The sequence below is a fragment of the Candidatus Dormiibacterota bacterium genome, from assembly GCA_035532035.1.
In the GTDB taxonomy this organism is placed as follows: domain Bacteria; phylum Vulcanimicrobiota; class Vulcanimicrobiia; order Vulcanimicrobiales; family Vulcanimicrobiaceae; genus Tyrphobacter.
This window is the reverse complement of sequence record DATKRS010000032.1, coordinates 1-17,291: the sequence shown is the minus strand read 5'-3', so window position 1 is coordinate 17,291 and position 17,291 is coordinate 1. Positions and strand designations below refer to the sequence as shown.

The following is a 17,291-nucleotide window of genomic DNA, read 5'->3' as shown; positions in this document are numbered from 1 at the left end:
GGACGTCTCTTCTCTCCGCACTGCAGCCTCGGGCGAGTGCGTCGATACCTCACCCGCCTCGGCAATTCGCTGCACGATCTCGGTTCTTCGAAAAGAGTTGAGCCGCATCGTTCTTCGCGTGCATGTCGTCAACGATACCGAGGAGCCCGTGCGGTGTACTCCCGGCACCAAGCTGGACTCTAGCGCCCTGCTGCACACCGATCTCGATCTGACGTGCGAGCCGCATGCGGAGCTCGGCTTTCTCTTTGCAGTGTCGCGATTCGGCCGTTCGGAGCGCGCCGCGTTCGTACGCATCTGCGGAACATCCTTTGCTTGCGCCTTCGAGGCGCCGCTCGACGACGACGGCGTGCGCGCGGCCGCGATCTCGCTTGCCGTCGCAGCCCTCTTCGTCGCGTTGCTTGCCGGCGTCGTCGTATACGAACGCCGAAAGCGCCCGAAACCGCGAGCAAAGCCGGTGGATGCAGCACCCGCTCCTGCGCCGCATCCCGCTCCTGCGCCGGAGCCGGCTCCCGCGCCGATACTGCCCGTAGCCCCGCGGCCACCGCGCGCGTCCGAGCCGGTGCGCGGCATCGAGACGCACGGCTTCGCCGCGGTGCTCGACGAGCGGCGCGTCGTCATGGGAACGCTCGAGTGCACGCAGCGCCGCTTCTTCTCGACCGATTTCGTCGCAAAAGTCGTCAATCAGGCGCACGAGCCGCTTCTCTGTACGGTGACGGGCCGGACGCGCGATGCGACCGTCCCCACCTCGCCGGGTTCCTTTTGGATTCATCCGCAATCGGCGGTCGCGGTCGCCGTCTTGGCCCCGTTGCGCTTCCCGTGGCGTCTGCGAAACCTGCAGCTGCTCATGGAAAACTCGTCCTTGCGCGCGTCCGCGCAAGCAGACGTTCCCGTTCCCCTCGCCGTTCGTCTTGCCGTCGCGCTGGCAGCGCTCGTCGTCGCGCTTGCAATTGCCGCGGTCGCGTACCGCGTGCTCAGACCGACGATCCAGGCGTTTGCCGTGCCGGCGCAGGTGCTCGCCGGTGACACGGTAACCGCAAACTACGCCCTCTCGGGTATCGGTGCCGCGCGCTACGTCGTATCGCGCGGCCGCGTTCGTGTCGCAAGCGGTACCGTGCGGATCGGGCGCGGCTCGTTTACGTTTCCTACGCGCGGCCCGCGTGGAACGTATCGCGTCGCCCTGCTCGCGACCGGGCCGTTCGGCAGTACGCAATCGTCGCTCGTGCTGAGAGCGCTCGGCCACGTGGCGGCGACGCGCGCCTCCGTCGACGCACTCGAGGTCGATCCGGGCGTTGCGGCGTCAGGGGCGCCGATCACCGTCCACTACGTTGCTCACGCGCAGGGCGGAAGCATCGCGCTCGTCGATGCCGCGCAGATCGCCGTTGTGGCCGTACCGTACAGCGCGAGCGGCGTCGCGGTGCTCACCGCGCCACGCGTCGTCGCTCCGACGCAGTATCAAGTGCTGCTGCGGATCGCTCGTGGCCGTTCGATGGCGCGCGCGTCGGTCGGCGTACTCGTCATTCCGCAGACGCTTCCCGCACCGATGACGCCGGCTGTCGTTCCACCGATGTTCGATGCCGCGCAGCTGATGCGCGTACCGGGCCGCGTCGTTGCGGCGCACCGCTTCTCCGTGGTCGTGCTCGCGCATCCCGCGAACTTGCGCCTGACGCTAGAAGGTCGAGATGGAACGTCCTTTGCGCAGCGCTCGATCCCGCTCAATGCAGCGGCAGTGGAGTTTCTGGCGCCGCCGGCAACGGCCGGCCGTCGCTATGTCATCGTGGCGTCGTTTACGCGGGGCACTGCCGATCAGCTCGTCCTGGAGCCGCTGACGGTCTACGCGCGTTAGCAGGATCCCGAGAGCGTCAGCGCGGCGGTATTCGGTGAATCCGGCAGCGGCGTTGCGGGGCTCGAGACGTTGAGCGCCGTGTGCTGGAGAGACTGCTCGACCGCGGTACCCAGCTCCGCGTAACACGTCAAGATCGTCTGTACGTCCGGGCCGTCGAAGAAGTTCTGCGTCGCGCTCAAGTTTTGGTTTGCCCCGAGCGCGCTTTGCAGGTACGACGGTACCGATACGGCCGTCGTGACGGTCGACTGCGTGTGCACGAAGAGCATCGGCGATGCCATCGTGCCGCCGGAGAGATGCGTCGGGCCCGGCGTGCATGTGCCGCTCACGACGCCGGTCGGTTGGAAGAACGAGGGCGATCTCGGCCCCGGGAACGTGCCGTTGGTGGGGTCGTTCGTCAGGGCATCCGGCCCCGGCGTGGCGCACGTGTAGATCTCGGTGGGGGCGATGCCGGGAAGCCCGTCGTAGAGCGCGCCGAGGCTGTACTGCTGATACGGGTTGGCCTCGTCGGAGACGAGGCCGCTGAAGCGCACTGCGATTTGCGCGCGCTCGCTGATCACCGAGGACTGCACGGTCCAGATCACGCCGAAGAGCACGAGCAGGAATGCCGGCAGAAAGATCGCCGTCTCGATCGTCGCTTGGCCGCGCTCTCCGTGGCGGCGCCGGCGCAGGCTCACTTGCACGTGAAGCTCGATCCCGCGCTGAGCGCTCCGGCGAACGGCTTGATCGCCATGGTGCTCCACCACCCGTCCGCGACGTAGAGTCCCGGATGGCTCGCGCTGTACGTGAAGCCGCCGCTGCCGTCGGACGTCGACGGATCACCGGGGTTGTACGTGTTGTTGGGGTTTCCGCCGTAGTCGACGCGGTAGTACCGGTCGTTGTTCGAGAATCCGGCCGTTTGATCGTCCGAGCTCTCCGGATACTCGGAGGGCTGAAACACCGCGCTCGACGAGCTCGCCGGATCGACCATGGAGCCGACCCACATGAACTCTTGCGTGTCTTGGATGGATGTCGCCGCCGCGCGCCCGACGACGTTGACGGCGCTCCCGTTCCAGTTCCAGAACGTCGGCATCCACGGCGTCACGCGTGCGCAGGCTACGATCTCGATCTGCATCGGCGTCAGGTCGAGCTTCGGATGTCCGCTCGTACCGCCGCCGACGACCATGTTACAGCAGTCTGCGTAGACGTCTTCGGTGTAGGTGGAGGGCCGAGGCGTCGCCTCGACGAGCGTGTAATTGAAGGCGCAGTCACCGCCGCTCGCGGTACCGCAGTTCGTCTGATACTGCGAGAGCGCAGACTGGATCAACGAGACTTGGTTCGACCACGTTGGCGTCGAGACGCGCCCGACGATCGCGACGTCGTTCGTGTACCGGCTGAGCGAATCCAAGTAGTTCTGGCGCAGGTTGGCGTAGAGCGTCGCGCAGCTCGGCGTGCTGCCCTTGCAGCCGCCGTCGCCGTGGATCACCTCGAGCAAGTCATTCATCGTGACGCGCAGGCGATACTCTTCGACGGCCGCAGCGTGCAGCGCGGCCTCGGTCTCGTTCCATTGCGTCGTTTGGACCGAGAGCATGCCGCGGGCGGCTGCGTCGGCTGCGTTCATCGCGCGCATCTGCCATGCTACCATCTGGCCGTAGCTCATCGCGAGCGCGAGCATGGTGAGCACGGTGAGCGTCCCGAACGCCCAGATCGGAAACGTTTGGCCGCGTTGGGCATGGGAGCTCCAGCGAATGCCGTTCACGAGCCGGGGCCTCCATCGGTGCATCCGTAGGTCGGATTCAACGGGTAGCCGTTCGCAAACGCCTTGCTTCCGGGATACTCGCCGTGCGTGCCCTGCACGTCCCACGTGTAGACCATGCGGAACGAGGCGCCGTTCCATGCGGCCACGGTTGCCGGCCCGCTCGACGTCTCGTCGTAGTTGCTGCCCGGAATCGGCGAAGGCGCCGGCATCACGCTGGGAAACGCCGTCGCCAAATCGGCGAAGATCCGCTGATGGCACGCCATCGTCTGAAAGGTTCCATTGGTGCCGATGCCGTCGGCGCTCGTCGTGTAGTTGCCGGCGTTCCCGGTCTGGTCGTCCTTGAGGTACTCGGCGAGCCCGAGCGAACGCAGCCCGCCGCCCGAATACCAGCTCGAGCACGACGATCCATTCGAGCTGAACTGCGACAGCGTGCAATAGCTCATGTACGCGAACGTGAAATAGTAGGGCGGAACGTTCTGGTCGTCTTGCGTGATCGGGTTCACGAGCGAGCTGTAGACCGTGGGCGAGTTGTATCCCGCGCCTTGCGCGTCGTCGTCGTGGTTGCCGACCATCGTCATTCCCTCGACGTTGCCGGCGGAGAGCGTGATCGAGTTGCCGAGAACCGAGAGCCCGTTGACGGTCATCGTGCCCTTCGTCTGGACGAGCTGCGAGCGAAGGATCGCCGAGCCGCCGAATCGTTGGGTCAGGCTTCCCCACTGCGTCCAGTTCGGCATCGTCGTCGTGTTCGTCGAAAGCGGATTCGCATCGGTTATGTTCGAGACGCCCCACGTCGTCATTGGGACGCTCGGGAAGATCGGCCCGAGCGATGCGTCGATGGCGGTGTAGTTGCTTGAGCCGAGCGCGGCGGCATGCGAGTACATAAAGGTCGCGCCGTCGAGCTGCGTCTGGAAGAAACCAATCAGCGCGATCTGAATCGCGCCGAAGATGACGAGCAGCGTGAAGCTCAGGACGATGGCCGTCTCAGCCAGCGCGGCGCCCCGAACGCGATAGGATGCTCCTCTCATGGCGGTGGCGTCCCTGTGGTATACGTCTGCAGCGCCGTGCTCGAGTTGCTCCACGCCGTGGAGCACGCAACCGCGACGCCGGCGAGCGCCGTCATCGCACCGAGTGCGATCAGCGCAAGCGCCAGCGCGTACTCCGGGAGTGCGACTCCTGCCTCGTCGGCGAGCAGCGAGCGCAGAGCGCGCATTACTGCGAGACGATCTCCGGCGTGAGGATGAAGACCACGTCGGACTCCGAGTTCTGGTAGTTGACCGACTGGAAGAGCTTTCCGAGGATCGGGATCGCCGAAAGAATCGGAATCTTGCTGACCGTCCGCTGGCTCACGTGCTGGATCAAGCCGCCCATGATGATCGACTGGCCGGGCGCCGTGATGATGTCGGTCGAGAGCCTGCTCTCCTTGAGCGCGGGAATGTAGAACCCGTTGAGCTGGACGGCGTTCTGATAGTCGAGATTCGAGATGTCGGGCGTGATGTTGCTCTCGACGCTGCCGTTAGGGAGCAGCGTCGGCGTCACGTTCAACTGGACGCCGTAGTTCTTCCAATCGACCGACGTCTGGCCGATGCCGGTCGAGTAGACGTACGGGATCTGCCCGCCGACGAGGAACGTGGCGAGGTTTCCGGGGGTCGTCACGAGGTTCGGCGCCGAGAGAATGCGCCCGTGGCCGCTCGTGAGCACGAGGTTGAGCGTCGGTACGAGGCGCACGGTGCGGAAGAACGGCGCGAGGTTCAGCGCTTTGCCGAGCAGGCCGGCGGCTCCGCCCTCGAAGATTGGGAATACCGGCGGCGCGAGATTGATTTCGTTGGGATTGTTCGGGTTCGGAATGCCGGACTGGAGCTGGAGCCCGAGATCGCCCAGACCGGTCCGATCGATCTCGAGGACGTAGACCTTGATGCTTATCTGACTGATGTGCGCGACGGAGAGACGGTCGATCACCTTGCCGTCTGCGGCGAGGTACGTGCCAGCGAGGACCCGAGCGCGGTTGATCACCTGCTCTTCCTCGACTTGATCGCGCACGTATCCGCTGACGATGATGTTTCCTTTACCGTCGGGTTCCATGCTGAGCTCGTGCGCGGTCGGCGAGGCCGCGAACTCCGACTGCAGCGTGTCCATGTTGTGCGTAACGCCGACGACGTCGACGATGTGGTACTTGTCTTCTCGCGCGATCGCCGTGAAGCTCGAGACGATGTTGTTCTGGTTTACCCACTGCGCCATGTCGGGAACGGTACCGCTGACGATGACGTTCGTGCCGTAGCTCCTGACGCGAATCCCAGGGTTGTTGATCGCGGACGACAGCATCTGTGCGAAGTTGTCGAACAGCTCGTCCGTCACGCTTACCGTATACGTACGGCGGCCTGACCCGGACCATACGAAGAGCGACGTCGTTCCCGGCGCTTTACCGTTGACGATCAGCTGGCTCGTTCCAATGGGAACGACGCCGGCGATGTGACCGTCTCCGATCGCGACGCGCGTGAGTCCCGGAGCGGAAATGATCGTGGAGTGACCGGCTTTGAGCGAGATCACATCGGGATGGGCTTGCGCCGGCGCGACCGGAATCGCAACCACGAGCGTCATCGCGAGTGCCGCGCAGAGCGCGCGCACATGTACTATTGTCATGTAGTTCCTTCCGTGAGCCACGGCATCGGAACTCATTATGCCACGACCCCCTACCCTAAGGGCATAAACGCAGCGTTTGCTTTCTGTAAAGCTTGTGCGCACAGCGTTTGCAGAAAGCCGAACCTCGATTATGATCGTCCCACGTTCACGGAAAGGAGAACGGCATGTTGCATCAAGCGTTCACGTCGTCTGCGATCGTTGCGTCGCTCATCATGGCCTCGGGAGGTTCGGCTTCGGCCGGCGTCCCCGGGTCGACGCTTTCGCAGGCACAGCACGACTGGGTAGGTGCGAACGCCGGCGCAGCTGTCGTTTCATCGGTCTATCCGAGCTATGGGTTCTCGGCTTCGGAGCGACCGTCGTTCGACGCGGGCGGCGCGGGGTCTACGACTCCCGCCGCCAGCTCGGCGCCGGTGGTTCTGAGCCAAGCGCCGCAAGCCGGAGCGATCGCACTCTCCGCTCGTCGTCACGATGGCGCGGAGGCGATCGACGTTACCGGGACCGCTCCGCCAGGGACGTCAGTCGAGATCACGGCTAGAGCCAAGATCTCGATCGACTTGCCGGTCGTCTTCCTCAATCGCTTGACGGCGGTTGCGGACTCGTCCGGCGCCTTCTCGGTAATACTTCCGATCGCCCCCGACTTCATCCAGGGCACCGAAATCATGATTCAAGCGGAAGCGCCGGGTACGAATCCGGCAACCGTGAGTCTCACGGTCGGCCCTCCATCGAGCGGGCCACCGATCACGTCTACTGACGTGGATAACGACCGCGGACCGTAGACGAATCTCGTACCCCAAACACCCTAAGTGAGGAGAAACCTTCAATATGTTTTCCGCAGTCAAGACCCTCGTGAAGGACGATAGCGGTGCGACGCTGGTCGAGTATGGCCTGTTGCTCGCACTCGTCGCCCTCGCGGCGATCACCGCCATGACCACGCTCGGCGGCAAGATCTCGAGCCTGTTCACCAACGCAGGCAACGACCTCTAAACCCAACGATCGAAGAGCGGGCTACGCGCGTCCGCGTGTAGCCCGCCTTTTTTCACTCATGATCATTGCATTTCGCAATCTCGTCCGAGACGATCACGGCGCAAGCCTGGTCGAATATGGACTGCTGATCACGCTCGTCGCCCTCGCCGCTATTGCAGCGATGACGGTGTTCGGCGCGGACATCAGCTCCATGTTCTCGAGCGACGCGAGCGCGATCTAAAAGAGAACCATTGATGATTTCAACACCGCACACCATTGCCTTTGCCGTCGCAGGCGCTGCATGCGCGATCGCGGCGTGTACGGACCTCGCCTCACGGCGCGTTCCGAACGCGCTCACGCTGCCGCTCATCGCCGCCGCGCCGGTGCTCGCAGCCTTCGACGGCGTGCAAGCCGCGCTCGCCGCGGCATCCATCGTCGCCGTCATGCTCGTCCTCGGGACGTTCGTGCACGCTGCCGGCGTGCTCGGAGGCGGCGACGTCAAGCTGCTCGCAGGCGTCACCGCGCTTGCGGGGTTTCCCGCGTGCGTCGACGTCGCGCTCTACTGCGCTCTCTGGGGCGGCGTGCTCGCCGTCAGCGTCGCAGCGGTGCGAGGCGAAGTCGGCGCGGTCGTCAGCCGGGTGCGCATCGGCATCACGACGACTCTCGCCGGCCGTAGTCTCGCTCTCGGTGCCGCAGCGATCGGGGCGCGCGGCACGCGCATTCCGTACGCGGTCGCGATCGGCGCAGGATTCGCCGTCGCGGTCGCAGGTCTCACCGTCTTCCCCTTCCTGAGGATCGTTCAATGAACAAACGCAATACGCTGCTCATCGTGGCGGCCGTGCTCGCCGCCGGCGCCGGACTCTTGACCTTCAACTATCTGTCGTCGTCGAATAGAAACGTCGCGTCGGCGCCGCCAAGACCGGTGCTCGTCGCGATCGCGGACATTCCCGCGCACACGCCGGTCACGAGCTCGATGGTGAACGTGGTCATGCGTCCGAGCAGCGACGTCGACTCCAACGCGCTCTCGTCCCCGAGCGACATCTCCGGCGACGTCGCGCTGGGCCCGATTCCGGCCGGCGCGGCCATTACGTCCTCGAATACGAGCAAAGACGAGGCGCCGGTACGCGGCCTGCACCTCATGCGCGGCTATCGAGCGATCTCGATTCCCGTCGACGAGGTGCGTGACGTTTCGGGTCTCGTAGAGCCGGGCGACAAGGTCGACGTGATCGCCGTGCCCCCGCGCGTCGGAGCCGCCCAGCCGACGGCCTCGATCATTCTGCACGACGTCACGGTCTTCGCCGTCGGCGGCGAGCTCGCGCCCTCGGCGCCCTCGACGCCCACCCCGGGATCGCAGCCCGTTCCCAACGTTCCGCGCTCGGTGACGCTCGAGGTCACGCCGAATCAGGCGGACTTGCTCGCGATGGCCGATCTCAACACGACGCTGCGATTGGCGCTGCGTCCGAAGGGCGATCCCAGCGGCTCGAGTCAGGACCTCGTGTTCGCATCGCAGACCTTTGCGGCTCCCCCGCCGCCGGTTACCTCGAGCGGACCCGCTCCCGGCCCGCGCCGCGCGCTGCCGTATTCATCGGTCGAGATCATCGAAGGCGATCAGATCGGCGCCCCGGACACCTCGGGCAGCTCGACGAGATAAAGGAGATGCCTGAGATTTTCTTCGTCATCGGCTCCAAAGGCGGAGTCGGTGCGACGACCTTCGCGACCCACGTGGCGACGACGTTCGCGAAGGACGGCGGACCGACGCTGCTCGTCGACGGCGATCTGTCCGGGCGGCGCGCCGGTGCCGTGCTGTTCAACGCGATCGCGAAGGTCGACGCGCGGCGCGCGCAAGACGATTTCGCGCTGGCGGAGGTCGGGCCGAATCTCACGCTCTTCGAGCTGGCAGGATCGATCCACGACGGGTTCACGATCAAACCGGACAAGGTCGAGCAGCTTCTGCGCTCGATCTCCGCTGCGACGAAGTTTGCCATCGTCGACGCGGCGCAGCCGTTCGCTGCAGCCGTGCGCCCGTTCGCGGTTCGCGCAGCGCAGTTCTTGCTCGTCGTCGAGCCGTCCATGCTCGGCGTTACCGGCGCGCGGGTGATGCAGCTCGAGTTGATGAAGTTCGGCGTGCCGGAGTCGCGCTTAAGCGCGGTCGTCGTCACGCGCGACCCGCACAATCGCGTTCCCACCGCGGAGATCGAGCGCGCGCTGAAGCTCAAGATAATGGGCGAGATTCCCCCGCTCGATGACAAGAAGTTCGAAAAGGCGGTCGCCGCCGTCGTGGATCGGCTCAAGAGCGGCCCGCAGCCCGCGGACCTGCTCGTCCTGCAACCATCGACGAGCACGCCGATCGGCGAGCGGCGCATGGTCGATCGCACGAAAGTCGATGTGTCGAACAACGGCGTCCAGAAGCGCGCCGCGGATACCGCATCGGACCAGCACAAGAACAAATGGTCGGCGCTGAAGGCGGAGATTCATCGCGAGCTCTCGCGCCGCATCGACTTCGCTGCGATCGGCTCCAACGCAGACCCGCTGCGCTTGGAGGAGCTTCGCGCCGAGGTCGAGAGCACCGTCACCGAGGCCGTAGCGCGTCATCCGGGGCTCGGATCGGCCGAGGAGATCGCCCGTCTGCGGCAAGACATCATCCACGAGAGTCTCGGCCTAGGCCCGCTCGAAGATCTCATGAGCGACCCCGAGGTCACTGAAATCATGGTCAACGGCCCGGATCGTATCTACGTAGAGCGTCGCGGCCGCATCGAGCTTTCGGGCATGCGCTTCAACGACCAACACCAGGTGCGCTTGGTCATCGAACGCATCATCTCGCCGATCGGGCGACACATCGACGAAGCGGTTCCGATGGTCGACGCACGCCTTCCCGACGGCTCGCGCGTCAACGCGACGGTCGAGCCCCTCTCGATCGATTATCCGACGATCACCATTCGGCGCTTCGCGAAGGACCGGCTCAAGGCCGACGACCTCGTCTCCAAAGGCTCGCTGACGCCGGAGATGGCCGACCTATTGCGAGCGGCCGTCGAGGCACGCTTGAACATCGTCATCAGCGGCGGCACCGGCTCCGGCAAGACGACGCTGCTGAACGTCCTCTCGGGGTTCATTCCCGTCAACGAGCGCATCATCACGATCGAAGACGCGGCGGAACTGCAGCTCCATCAGGATCACGTGGTTCGGATGGAGGCGCGTCCGGCCAACGTCGAAGGGCGGGGCGCGATCCCGATTCGCGAGCTCGTACGCAACTCGCTGCGCATGCGTCCGGACCGCATCGTCGTCGGCGAGTGCCGTGGCGGTGAAGCGCTGGACATGCTCCAGGCAATGAACACCGGTCACGACGGATCGCTGACTACCGTGCACGCGAACACGCCGCGTGACTGCCTGTCGCGCATCGAGACGATGGTGCTGATGGCGGGCTTCGACATCCCGGTGCGCGCGATTCGCGAGCAGGTCTCGGGAGCCGTCGACGTGATCGTGCAGACGTCGCGCTTGCGCGACGGAAGCCGCAAGGTCACGTCCGTCACCGAAGTCGTCGGCATGGAGGGCGACATCATTTCGACGCAAGAGATCCTGCGCTTCGACCAACACGGCCTCGACAAAGAAGGCAAGCTCGTCGGAAGCTTCGTCTACACGGGCGTCCAGCCGAACTTCCTGCGCCGCCTCGAAGAGTACGGCGTCAGCTTCCAGATCGAGCGGCTGAGCCAGATGCAGCTCGCCGTCGCCGCGTGGTAGCGGAGATCCCGGAATGACCTCGGTCGCACCGTTCATCGTCTTCTTCGGCGTCGCGGGCGCAGTCGCGATCGGCTGCGTCGCGTTCTGGGACCGGCTCGTCGCGTGGGTCGCGCTGCGGCTGGAGCCGTACCGCAGGTTGCTCGAGCGCGCGGCGATTCCGATCAAGGCCGAAGAGCTTGCGCTCATGGTGATCGCAGCGGCGATCATTCCGTGGGGCGTTCTGGCGTTTCTCCTCAAGCCGTCGCCAATCGTCGGTCTCCTCTTGCTCGCCGGCACGTCGTGGATCGCATACGTGGGCGTCAAGGGGTACGTCAATCTCAAGGTGCTACGGCGCCTCAATCATTTCAATAATCAGCTGGAGATCGTACTGCGTTTGATCACGGGCGCTCTGCGGGTTGGGCTCGGCTTGCGGCAAGCACTCGTCACCGTCGTGAGCGACATGCCGGATCCGTCGCGGATCGAGTTCTCGCGGGTGCTGAGCCAGACCCAAATCGGCGTCAGCATCTACGACGCCCTCGACCAGCTCGCCGACCGCATGCCTTCGAGCGAGCTTGCGATGATGACGCGCTCGATTCGGATCCAGAGTCAGACGGGCGGCAACCTCGGCAAAGTGCTGGAGAACTTGGCGGAGACGATCAAGCAGCGCCGCAAACTGAATCGTAAGATCGCCGCGCTGACCTCCGAGGCTCGCTTTACGAAGTACATCATCTCGGCGCTCCCCATCGGCGTCGGCATCTTTATCCTGACCTTCGAGCCTGACATGCGCGCGGGCTTGCTCTACACGCTGCTCGGCCGGCTCTGCTTGGGCGTCGTCGTAGGTTTGATCACCCTGGGATGGATCGTCTTCGGCAAGCTCTCGAGGCTCGACATCTGATGGTCGTGCTGTTGATTCTTCTCGTGGTCGGCGCCGTGGGCGTCATCGTGTACGCGATGACGAGCTCGAACAGCGATGTGAAGGCGCAGCTTGCCGCGATCAACGTCTCGGCAGGAATGGGAGGCGCCGACGAATCCGGAACGATCTTTCAGCGCCTGCTCAACGATCAGCGGCGCGATCGACTCGAGGTGCGCCTGCAAGAGGCGGGCTGGTACGACGTCACGCCGGCAAAGCTCTTCGCACGCGCCGGCGTCTATTGCGCGGTCGGCACCGGCATCGGGTTCCTAGCCATGCTCCTGCTGCACCAAACGTCGACGGCGATGCTGCTGCTCGTAGCGGCGCTTGCAGGATTCGGCTTCTATCGTCCCTTTGGCGAGCTCGCGGGCACGATCAACCGGCGGAAGACCGAAATCCGCCGCGCGCTGCCCGACTTTCTCGACCTGCTGTCGAGCACGGTCGAGGCGGGCGTCGCGCTGAACGCTGCCATCTCGGTTGCTGCGGAGGGCTTGCACGGAGCGCTAGGTGACGAGATGCGCACGGCGTTGCAGGACGTACGGCTGGGGCGCTCGCGCGCCGAGGCGCTGACCGCGATGGCATCGCGCGTGCGCGAGCCGGATCTGACGACCGTCATCACGGCACTCGTGCAATCCGAGCGCGTCGGAGCATCGATAACGCACGTCATCGAAGAACTTGCAGCCGACTCGCGCGACCGGCGCATCATGCGCGCGGAAGAGCTGGCGGCAGCGCTTTCGAATAAGTTGATCTTTCCCATGGCGCTCTTCATGCTGCCGTCGCTCTTCATCATGATCTTCGGCGGAGTTCTCGCGAGGTATATTTACCACTGATGGTCGGCATACTCGCCTGGGCGTTCATCTATGCGTGCGCGGCGACGTGCGGCATCATCGCGGCCGATTTCGTCTGTGCGCGCACTCAGCGCCACGACGATGGTCCGGCGCCCATGTGGCTGCATCCTGCCGTGCCGATCGTGCTCTTTGCGCTCCTCGGTATCGTCGTCGCCGCGCGCGGAGGAAACCTCGCGCAGCTCGGCACGATCGCTCTGCTCGGCGTTCCGCTCGTCGGCGCGTGGTATAGCGACGCGCGTACCGGCATCGTGCCGGACGCGTTCACGCTCGCTCCGCTCGGCATCATCGCGCTCGGCGTTCTGCTCCATCACACGTGGTGGATTGCGATCTCAGCGGTGGTCGTCTTCGCCGCCTTCGCGCTCGCAGCAACGTTCTCACGCGGCCGCGGGATGGGGTGGGGCGACGCGAAGCTCGCGATGCTGACCGGCGCAGCGCTCGGCTTGCAGACGTCGCTGCTGGCTCTTGCGGTGGCGTGCTTTGCCGCAACCGTGGTTTCGGTAATACGGAACAAGGGCACGCAGCCGATTGCGTTCGCTCCGTACATCGTGGTGGCGATGCTCCTCGCGTTCGGGTTCAGCGTCCATAGCTGACCATGCGTAACCACTCCGGCTAAGACGGAGTGAATCCCGGCATTGCTTGTTGATCCGAATGCTGTGGCGCCCCCGCGATCGCCCCGCAGGGGCTCGAAGCCGTTGGGCCGGATGCCTCGTGGAAGGTCTGAATCCGTCCGATTGGCAAAATCGAGAATGCAGTGGCAACCTCGCACAGTATCCGCGCTACGCCCGCGCGCTCGTTCGTACAGCGCACGTTGGGGCTGATCGGGCGCACGCAGGTAGGAGAGGACGAAGGCATGCTCTTCGACCGGTGCTCGTCGATTCACACGTTCTTCATGCGCGTACCGATCGACGTCGTCTTCCTCGATGCCGGCGACCGGGTGGTGCGTGCGGTCGCAAACGTCCGGCCGTGGCGCCCGTTCGTCGGCTGCGTCGGGGCGTCGCGCGTCGTGGAACTCGCTGCGGGCTCGATCGAGCGCCGCGGGATCCGGGCCGGCGACCTCGTGACGCCGACCGTTGCCTCCTGAGAGTTTCCCTTAGGCGACGACCGAGCGCAGAGGAACCACGTCGGCGCGCAGCCGGCGCAACGCGGTCACATGGCGCTGGATCTCGTTGAAGCTCTCGTCGACGTCGCGGGCGACCGCGGCATTAGCCTCCGTCGGCGGCTCGAGGATCAGCGGCCCGCGGTAGAGCGCGCGCGCGGCTTCATAATCTTCGGCGGCGCGATCGAGATGCTGAGCGGTCATCGCCTCGCGAGCCGCCGCCACGTGCGCGGTGAAAGCAGCGAGATCGGTGGCAGCGAGATCGGTGCGAAGGACGACGTCGCCGCCCTCGCAGCGGAAGTAGAGATCGACGCGCGACTCGGGCAAGCACCGGCGAAGCGCGGCGCGGATGTTGCTGCACGTCGTGCGCAGGTTCTGGCCGGCCTGTTGGCGGTCGTGCGTTGGCCAGAAGAGCTCGCAAAGCTCGCTGCGAGAGGCGCGACCGAGCGGCGCGAGGAGCAGATGCTTGAAGAGCGCCGCGTCCTTGCGCCGAATCCATTCGATACGGCGCCCGCCGATGCGCACCTCGAACTCGCCGAGGAGGCGAACAAACATGGGGCTTGCGTCGGGGAGCGCAGCGAGATCGAGCGTTTCGCCATGCGGATTGAAGGCGCTCGCAACCGCGCGAAGCAGCGCGTACCCGTACTCGGAGCGCACGACGTAGAGGCCGGCACGCTCGAGCGCGCCGAGGTCGTCGGCGGCGACGAGTCCTTCGCTCGAACAGAGGCGCACGAGCGCGGGGCCGAGATCGGAGGCCGCGGCATCCGCCAAGATCATTTCGCGCAGCGAGACGCCCCGCTCGGCATTCCACAGGCGCATCGCGTCGGCGAGCGTCCGGCCGGCGTCGGCTGCTGCGCGAATCGCGCCGGCGACGACGAGCGGCCAGCCTTCGCTCTCGCGCGCGAGCTGCGTCACCTGCGCGCTCTGCGCTTCCACGGCTGCGAGCGCGGCAAGCTCGCCGATTTCGCCGGCGGTGAATGCCAAGCTCGATGCGTCGAGGAGAGCGGTACCGCCGTCGAGCAGACGGCGGGGATCGGCGACGCTCTCGCGCGAGCGCCCGGCAAGGATGACGCGAACGTGCTCGGGCATCTGCGCGACGATCTGCGCGAGCGCTTCCCGATCGTCGCGGCGCAGCGCGTCGATCTCGTCGATCGCGATCTCGCACGGAGGAAGCGCCTCGAACGCCGCGACCGCCGATTCGACGGATAGGCCGCATTCGGGCGACATGCCCAGGCGCTCGCACAGCACCATTGCGGGCCGGTCGGTCAGCCGGCGCAACGGTCCGATCGCAATATAAAAACACGCAGGCCGTGCCGCAGCATACTCGGACAACAAGACGCTCTTACCGAAGCCCGCGGGAGCAACGATTGCCCGCAACGGCGTTTGCGCGTAGCGCTCGAGCCATGCCAGAAGGCGCTCGCGTCGAAGAACGTACGTCGGCTTCCTGGGCATTCGCGCTGGGATCGCGACCCCCGTCGGCATCCTGACCTCCACCGGTTGGCGCCCGCTTCGCAGGCGTCCGTGCTTACAGCATCGTCTGCCGCTTAGCCGAGCTTTAGCCGAGGAGCAATCCAAACGCGTGCTTTACGCAAACTTGACGCTCTCGGCTCGGCGGAGGAGCGCCGTGAGCGCACCGGCGACGACAAACCCGACGTAATAGGAAACGTCCCCGAGCTGCGGATACGCGTGCGCGACAGGTCCGACAAACCAGGCTTGGTTCCAAAAAGGCGTCGAGGCGAGCAATCCTGCGATCCACGCAACGATGCCCGTCCGCCAACGGGGCGCGCGCTCGGGGTCGGCCTGTGAGCGGCCGCGCAGCCAGAGATCGACGAGCACGACGGCGGCCCAGGGCGACGCCCAGTACGAGAGCAGCAACAAGAAGTTGGTATAGTACGTCGCCATATCGCTCCACACGGCGCCGCCGGTCGCGAGCAGCGCTCCGAGCACGCCGACAGCGAGCGCGGCTGCCGCGCGCTTCACGCGAATGTTGAACGCCACGAGCGCCGCGAGGGCTCCGGAGTAGAGGTTCATGCAGTTGGCCGTCAGCGTCCCCAGCACGACGGCAAAGAGCACGAGCTTGGCAACCCACCCCGAGCGCAAGAGCACGGAGACCGCCTGCGTCGGAAGCATGTTCGTAAGCGCGGAGCCGTGCGACACGGCGGTGACCGTGGCCGCGCCCATGATCTCGAGCACGACGCACGAGACGACGCAGCCGAGGAACGAGTACCACCACACCGCGCGCGCGCTCGTCGTGCTGGGCAGGTAGCGCGAGTAGTCCGAAGCACACGGTACCCATCCGAGCGCATACGAGAACGCGAGTGCGGTTGCGAAAACGAACCCTGCGAGCGGGCCTCCTCCGGCGGCCGGCGCGAGCGGATTGAACGGTGCGTTCCATTGTACGTGTGAGAACGTCACGACGCCGAGGATCAGGAAGCCGAACGCGAGCAGCACGACGCTCGCGCGCTCGAAGAGGTGAATGAAGTTGTAGCCGTACACCGCGATCAGGATTTGCAATGCGAGCATGACGCCGAGCGCCGCGGGGTACGGCCATCCCGCGATCGTTTGCAACGCGTACGCGCCGAAGACCGTGTTGATTGCGAACCATCCGACGCCGGCGAGGAAACTGAGCGTTGCGGGCGCGACGTTTCCGCTGCGCCCGAAGGCAAGCCGCCCCGCCACCATTTGCGGCACGCCGTAGCGCGGCCCCATCGTTGCGAGTGCGCCGAGGACGGCGAACCCGGCGAGATTCCCGATCAGAATTCCGGCTGCGGCGCTGCGCAAATCGGTGCCGTACGACGCGGCGATGATGAGGCCGACCATCCAGGTCGCGATCTCGGCGTTTGCGGAAAACCACACGCCGAAGAGATGGCGCGGACTGCCGTGGCGCTGATCGTCGCGTACATGCTCGATGCCGGTCGGCTCGACCTCGAGGACTTGATCCCTGTATACGCGTGCCTCGCTCATCGCGCTTGGTCACCCGCGACGACGTGATGCGAGTCCGTGAAACCGGCGCCGCACGCGCGCATCTCCGCGATTGCGCGCTCTTCATCGCCCGGGCGTGCGTTGATGGCGGCGATCGCGTCGCTGATGACGACGATGTCGAAGCCGGCCGCGCGCGCGTCCAGGGTCGTACACCGCACGCAGTAATCGGTGGCGATGCCTGCGATAAAGAGGCGCCGTATCCCGTGCGCGTGGAGACGATCGGTCAGCGCGGTTCCGGCGAAGGCGCTGTAGCCGTCGGTCTTCGGGTCGGTGCCCTTGCTGACGATTTCGTCGACCTCGTCTGCGTGCAGCAGCGGCGAGAACTGGGCGCCCGAGGTTCCGGCTAGGCAATGGAAGGGCCACGGGCCGCCGTACGCCTGGAAGAACGCGTGATCGCGCGGATGCCAGTCGCGCGACGCGACGACGTAGCTGAAGAGCGGCATCAGCCGGTTGATCGGCTCGAAGATGCGATTGCCGTCGGGTACGGCCAAACTGCCGCCCGGTAGGAAGTCGTTCTGTGGATCGACCACCAGCAATGCGTCGCTGTCCTGGATGCGATACAT

Annotated in this window: 19 protein-coding genes; 11 read left to right on the top strand and 8 right to left on the bottom strand. The window is 65.5% G+C overall.

Annotated elements, in window-relative coordinates:
• Positions 1 to 97: 97 nt before the first annotated feature.
• Positions 98 to 1,843 (top strand): hypothetical protein, encoded by a 1,746-nt coding sequence (locus tag VMV82_10135; GenBank protein HUY41913.1) that lies wholly within the window; start codon positions 98 to 100, stop codon positions 1,841 to 1,843.
• Here the strand turns inward: VMV82_10135 and VMV82_10130 are convergent.
• Genes VMV82_10130 through VMV82_10110 form a run of 5 tightly spaced genes read right to left on the bottom strand, consistent with a single transcriptional unit; the run spans position 1,840 to position 6,215 of the window.
• Positions 1,840 to 2,523 (bottom strand): TadE family protein, encoded by a 684-nt coding sequence (locus VMV82_10130; GenBank protein ID HUY41912.1) that lies wholly within the window; start codon positions 2,521 to 2,523, stop codon positions 1,840 to 1,842. The genes VMV82_10135 and VMV82_10130 overlap by 4 nt on opposite strands.
• The gene (locus VMV82_10125) at positions 2,514 to 3,578 is read right to left on the bottom strand and encodes a pilus assembly protein TadG-related protein (GenBank protein ID HUY41911.1); all 1,065 of its coding nucleotides are present in this window, start codon (positions 3,576 to 3,578) and stop codon (positions 2,514 to 2,516) included. The genes VMV82_10130 and VMV82_10125 overlap by 10 nt, the downstream gene beginning before the upstream one ends.
• Complete coding sequence (locus VMV82_10120; GenBank protein ID HUY41910.1) at positions 3,575 to 4,603, bottom strand: TadE family protein; 1,029 nt, start codon at positions 4,601 to 4,603, stop codon at positions 3,575 to 3,577. Before VMV82_10120 ends, VMV82_10125 begins: the two co-directional genes overlap by 4 nt.
• Positions 4,600 to 4,788, bottom strand: a complete 189-nt coding sequence (locus VMV82_10115) for a hypothetical protein (GenBank protein ID HUY41909.1) — start codon at positions 4,786 to 4,788, stop codon at positions 4,600 to 4,602. Before VMV82_10115 ends, VMV82_10120 begins: the two co-directional genes overlap by 4 nt.
• Positions 4,788 to 6,215: a pilus assembly protein N-terminal domain-containing protein gene (locus VMV82_10110; GenBank protein ID HUY41908.1), complete on the bottom strand. Its 1,428-nt coding sequence runs from the start codon at positions 6,213 to 6,215 to the stop codon at positions 4,788 to 4,790. The genes VMV82_10115 and VMV82_10110 overlap by 1 nt, the downstream gene beginning before the upstream one ends.
• Positions 6,216 to 6,379: 164 nt before the next feature.
• Between VMV82_10110 and VMV82_10105 the strand changes: the two genes are divergently transcribed.
• From VMV82_10105 to VMV82_10060, 10 genes are all read left to right on the top strand, one after another.
• Positions 6,380 to 6,991 carry a hypothetical protein gene (locus VMV82_10105; GenBank protein ID HUY41907.1) on the top strand — a complete coding sequence of 204 codons (612 nt, stop codon included), beginning with the start codon at positions 6,380 to 6,382 and terminating at the stop codon, positions 6,989 to 6,991.
• 46 nt (positions 6,992 to 7,037) lie between these two features.
• Positions 7,038 to 7,199 (top strand): Flp family type IVb pilin, encoded by a 162-nt coding sequence (locus VMV82_10100; GenBank protein ID HUY41906.1) that lies wholly within the window; start codon positions 7,038 to 7,040, stop codon positions 7,197 to 7,199.
• Positions 7,200 to 7,257: 58 nt separating this feature from the next.
• Entirely contained in the window at positions 7,258 to 7,419 is a 162-nt protein-coding gene (locus tag VMV82_10095) for a Flp family type IVb pilin (GenBank protein ID HUY41905.1), read from the top strand.
• A 13-nt stretch (positions 7,420 to 7,432) separates the two neighbouring features.
• A complete protein-coding gene (locus VMV82_10090; GenBank protein HUY41904.1) occupies positions 7,433 to 7,984 on the top strand; it encodes a prepilin peptidase in 552 nt (183 codons plus the stop codon).
• Positions 7,981 to 8,829, top strand: coding sequence for a Flp pilus assembly protein CpaB (gene cpaB, locus VMV82_10085; GenBank protein HUY41903.1), 849 nt, complete (start codon positions 7,981 to 7,983; stop codon positions 8,827 to 8,829). The genes VMV82_10090 and cpaB overlap by 4 nt, the downstream gene beginning before the upstream one ends.
• Positions 8,830 to 9,398: 569 nt before the next feature.
• Positions 9,399 to 10,913, top strand: a complete 1,515-nt coding sequence (locus VMV82_10080) for a CpaF family protein (GenBank protein ID HUY41902.1) — start codon at positions 9,399 to 9,401, stop codon at positions 10,911 to 10,913.
• Positions 10,914 to 10,926: 13 nt separating this feature from the next.
• Positions 10,927 to 11,787, top strand: a complete 861-nt coding sequence (locus tag VMV82_10075) for a type II secretion system F family protein (GenBank protein ID HUY41901.1) — start codon at positions 10,927 to 10,929, stop codon at positions 11,785 to 11,787.
• Entirely contained in the window at positions 11,787 to 12,632 is an 846-nt protein-coding gene (locus VMV82_10070; GenBank protein ID HUY41900.1) for a type II secretion system F family protein, read from the top strand. The genes VMV82_10075 and VMV82_10070 overlap by 1 nt, the downstream gene beginning before the upstream one ends.
• On the top strand, positions 12,632 to 13,240 hold the full coding sequence (locus VMV82_10065; protein ID HUY41899.1) for an A24 family peptidase: 609 nt from the start codon (positions 12,632 to 12,634) through the stop codon (positions 13,238 to 13,240). The genes VMV82_10070 and VMV82_10065 overlap by 1 nt, the downstream gene beginning before the upstream one ends.
• Positions 13,241 to 13,401: 161 nt before the next feature.
• Positions 13,402 to 13,731: a DUF192 domain-containing protein gene (locus VMV82_10060; GenBank protein HUY41898.1), complete on the top strand. Its 330-nt coding sequence runs from the start codon at positions 13,402 to 13,404 to the stop codon at positions 13,729 to 13,731.
• A gap of 9 nt (positions 13,732 to 13,740) precedes the next feature.
• Here the strand turns inward: VMV82_10060 and VMV82_10055 are convergent, their stop codons facing one another.
• The 3 genes from VMV82_10055 to VMV82_10045 all read right to left on the bottom strand — a co-directional run bounded on the left by VMV82_10055 (position 13,741) and on the right by VMV82_10045 (position 17,291).
• On the bottom strand, positions 13,741 to 15,198 hold the full coding sequence (locus tag VMV82_10055) for a BTAD domain-containing putative transcriptional regulator (GenBank protein ID HUY41897.1): 1,458 nt from the start codon (positions 15,196 to 15,198) through the stop codon (positions 13,741 to 13,743).
• Positions 15,199 to 15,330: 132 nt separating this feature from the next.
• Entirely contained in the window at positions 15,331 to 16,710 is a 1,380-nt protein-coding gene (locus VMV82_10050) for a cytosine permease (protein HUY41896.1), read from the bottom strand.
• A complete protein-coding gene (locus tag VMV82_10045; protein HUY41895.1) occupies positions 16,707 to 17,291 on the bottom strand; it encodes an isochorismatase family protein in 585 nt (194 codons plus the stop codon). Before VMV82_10045 ends, VMV82_10050 begins: the two co-directional genes overlap by 4 nt.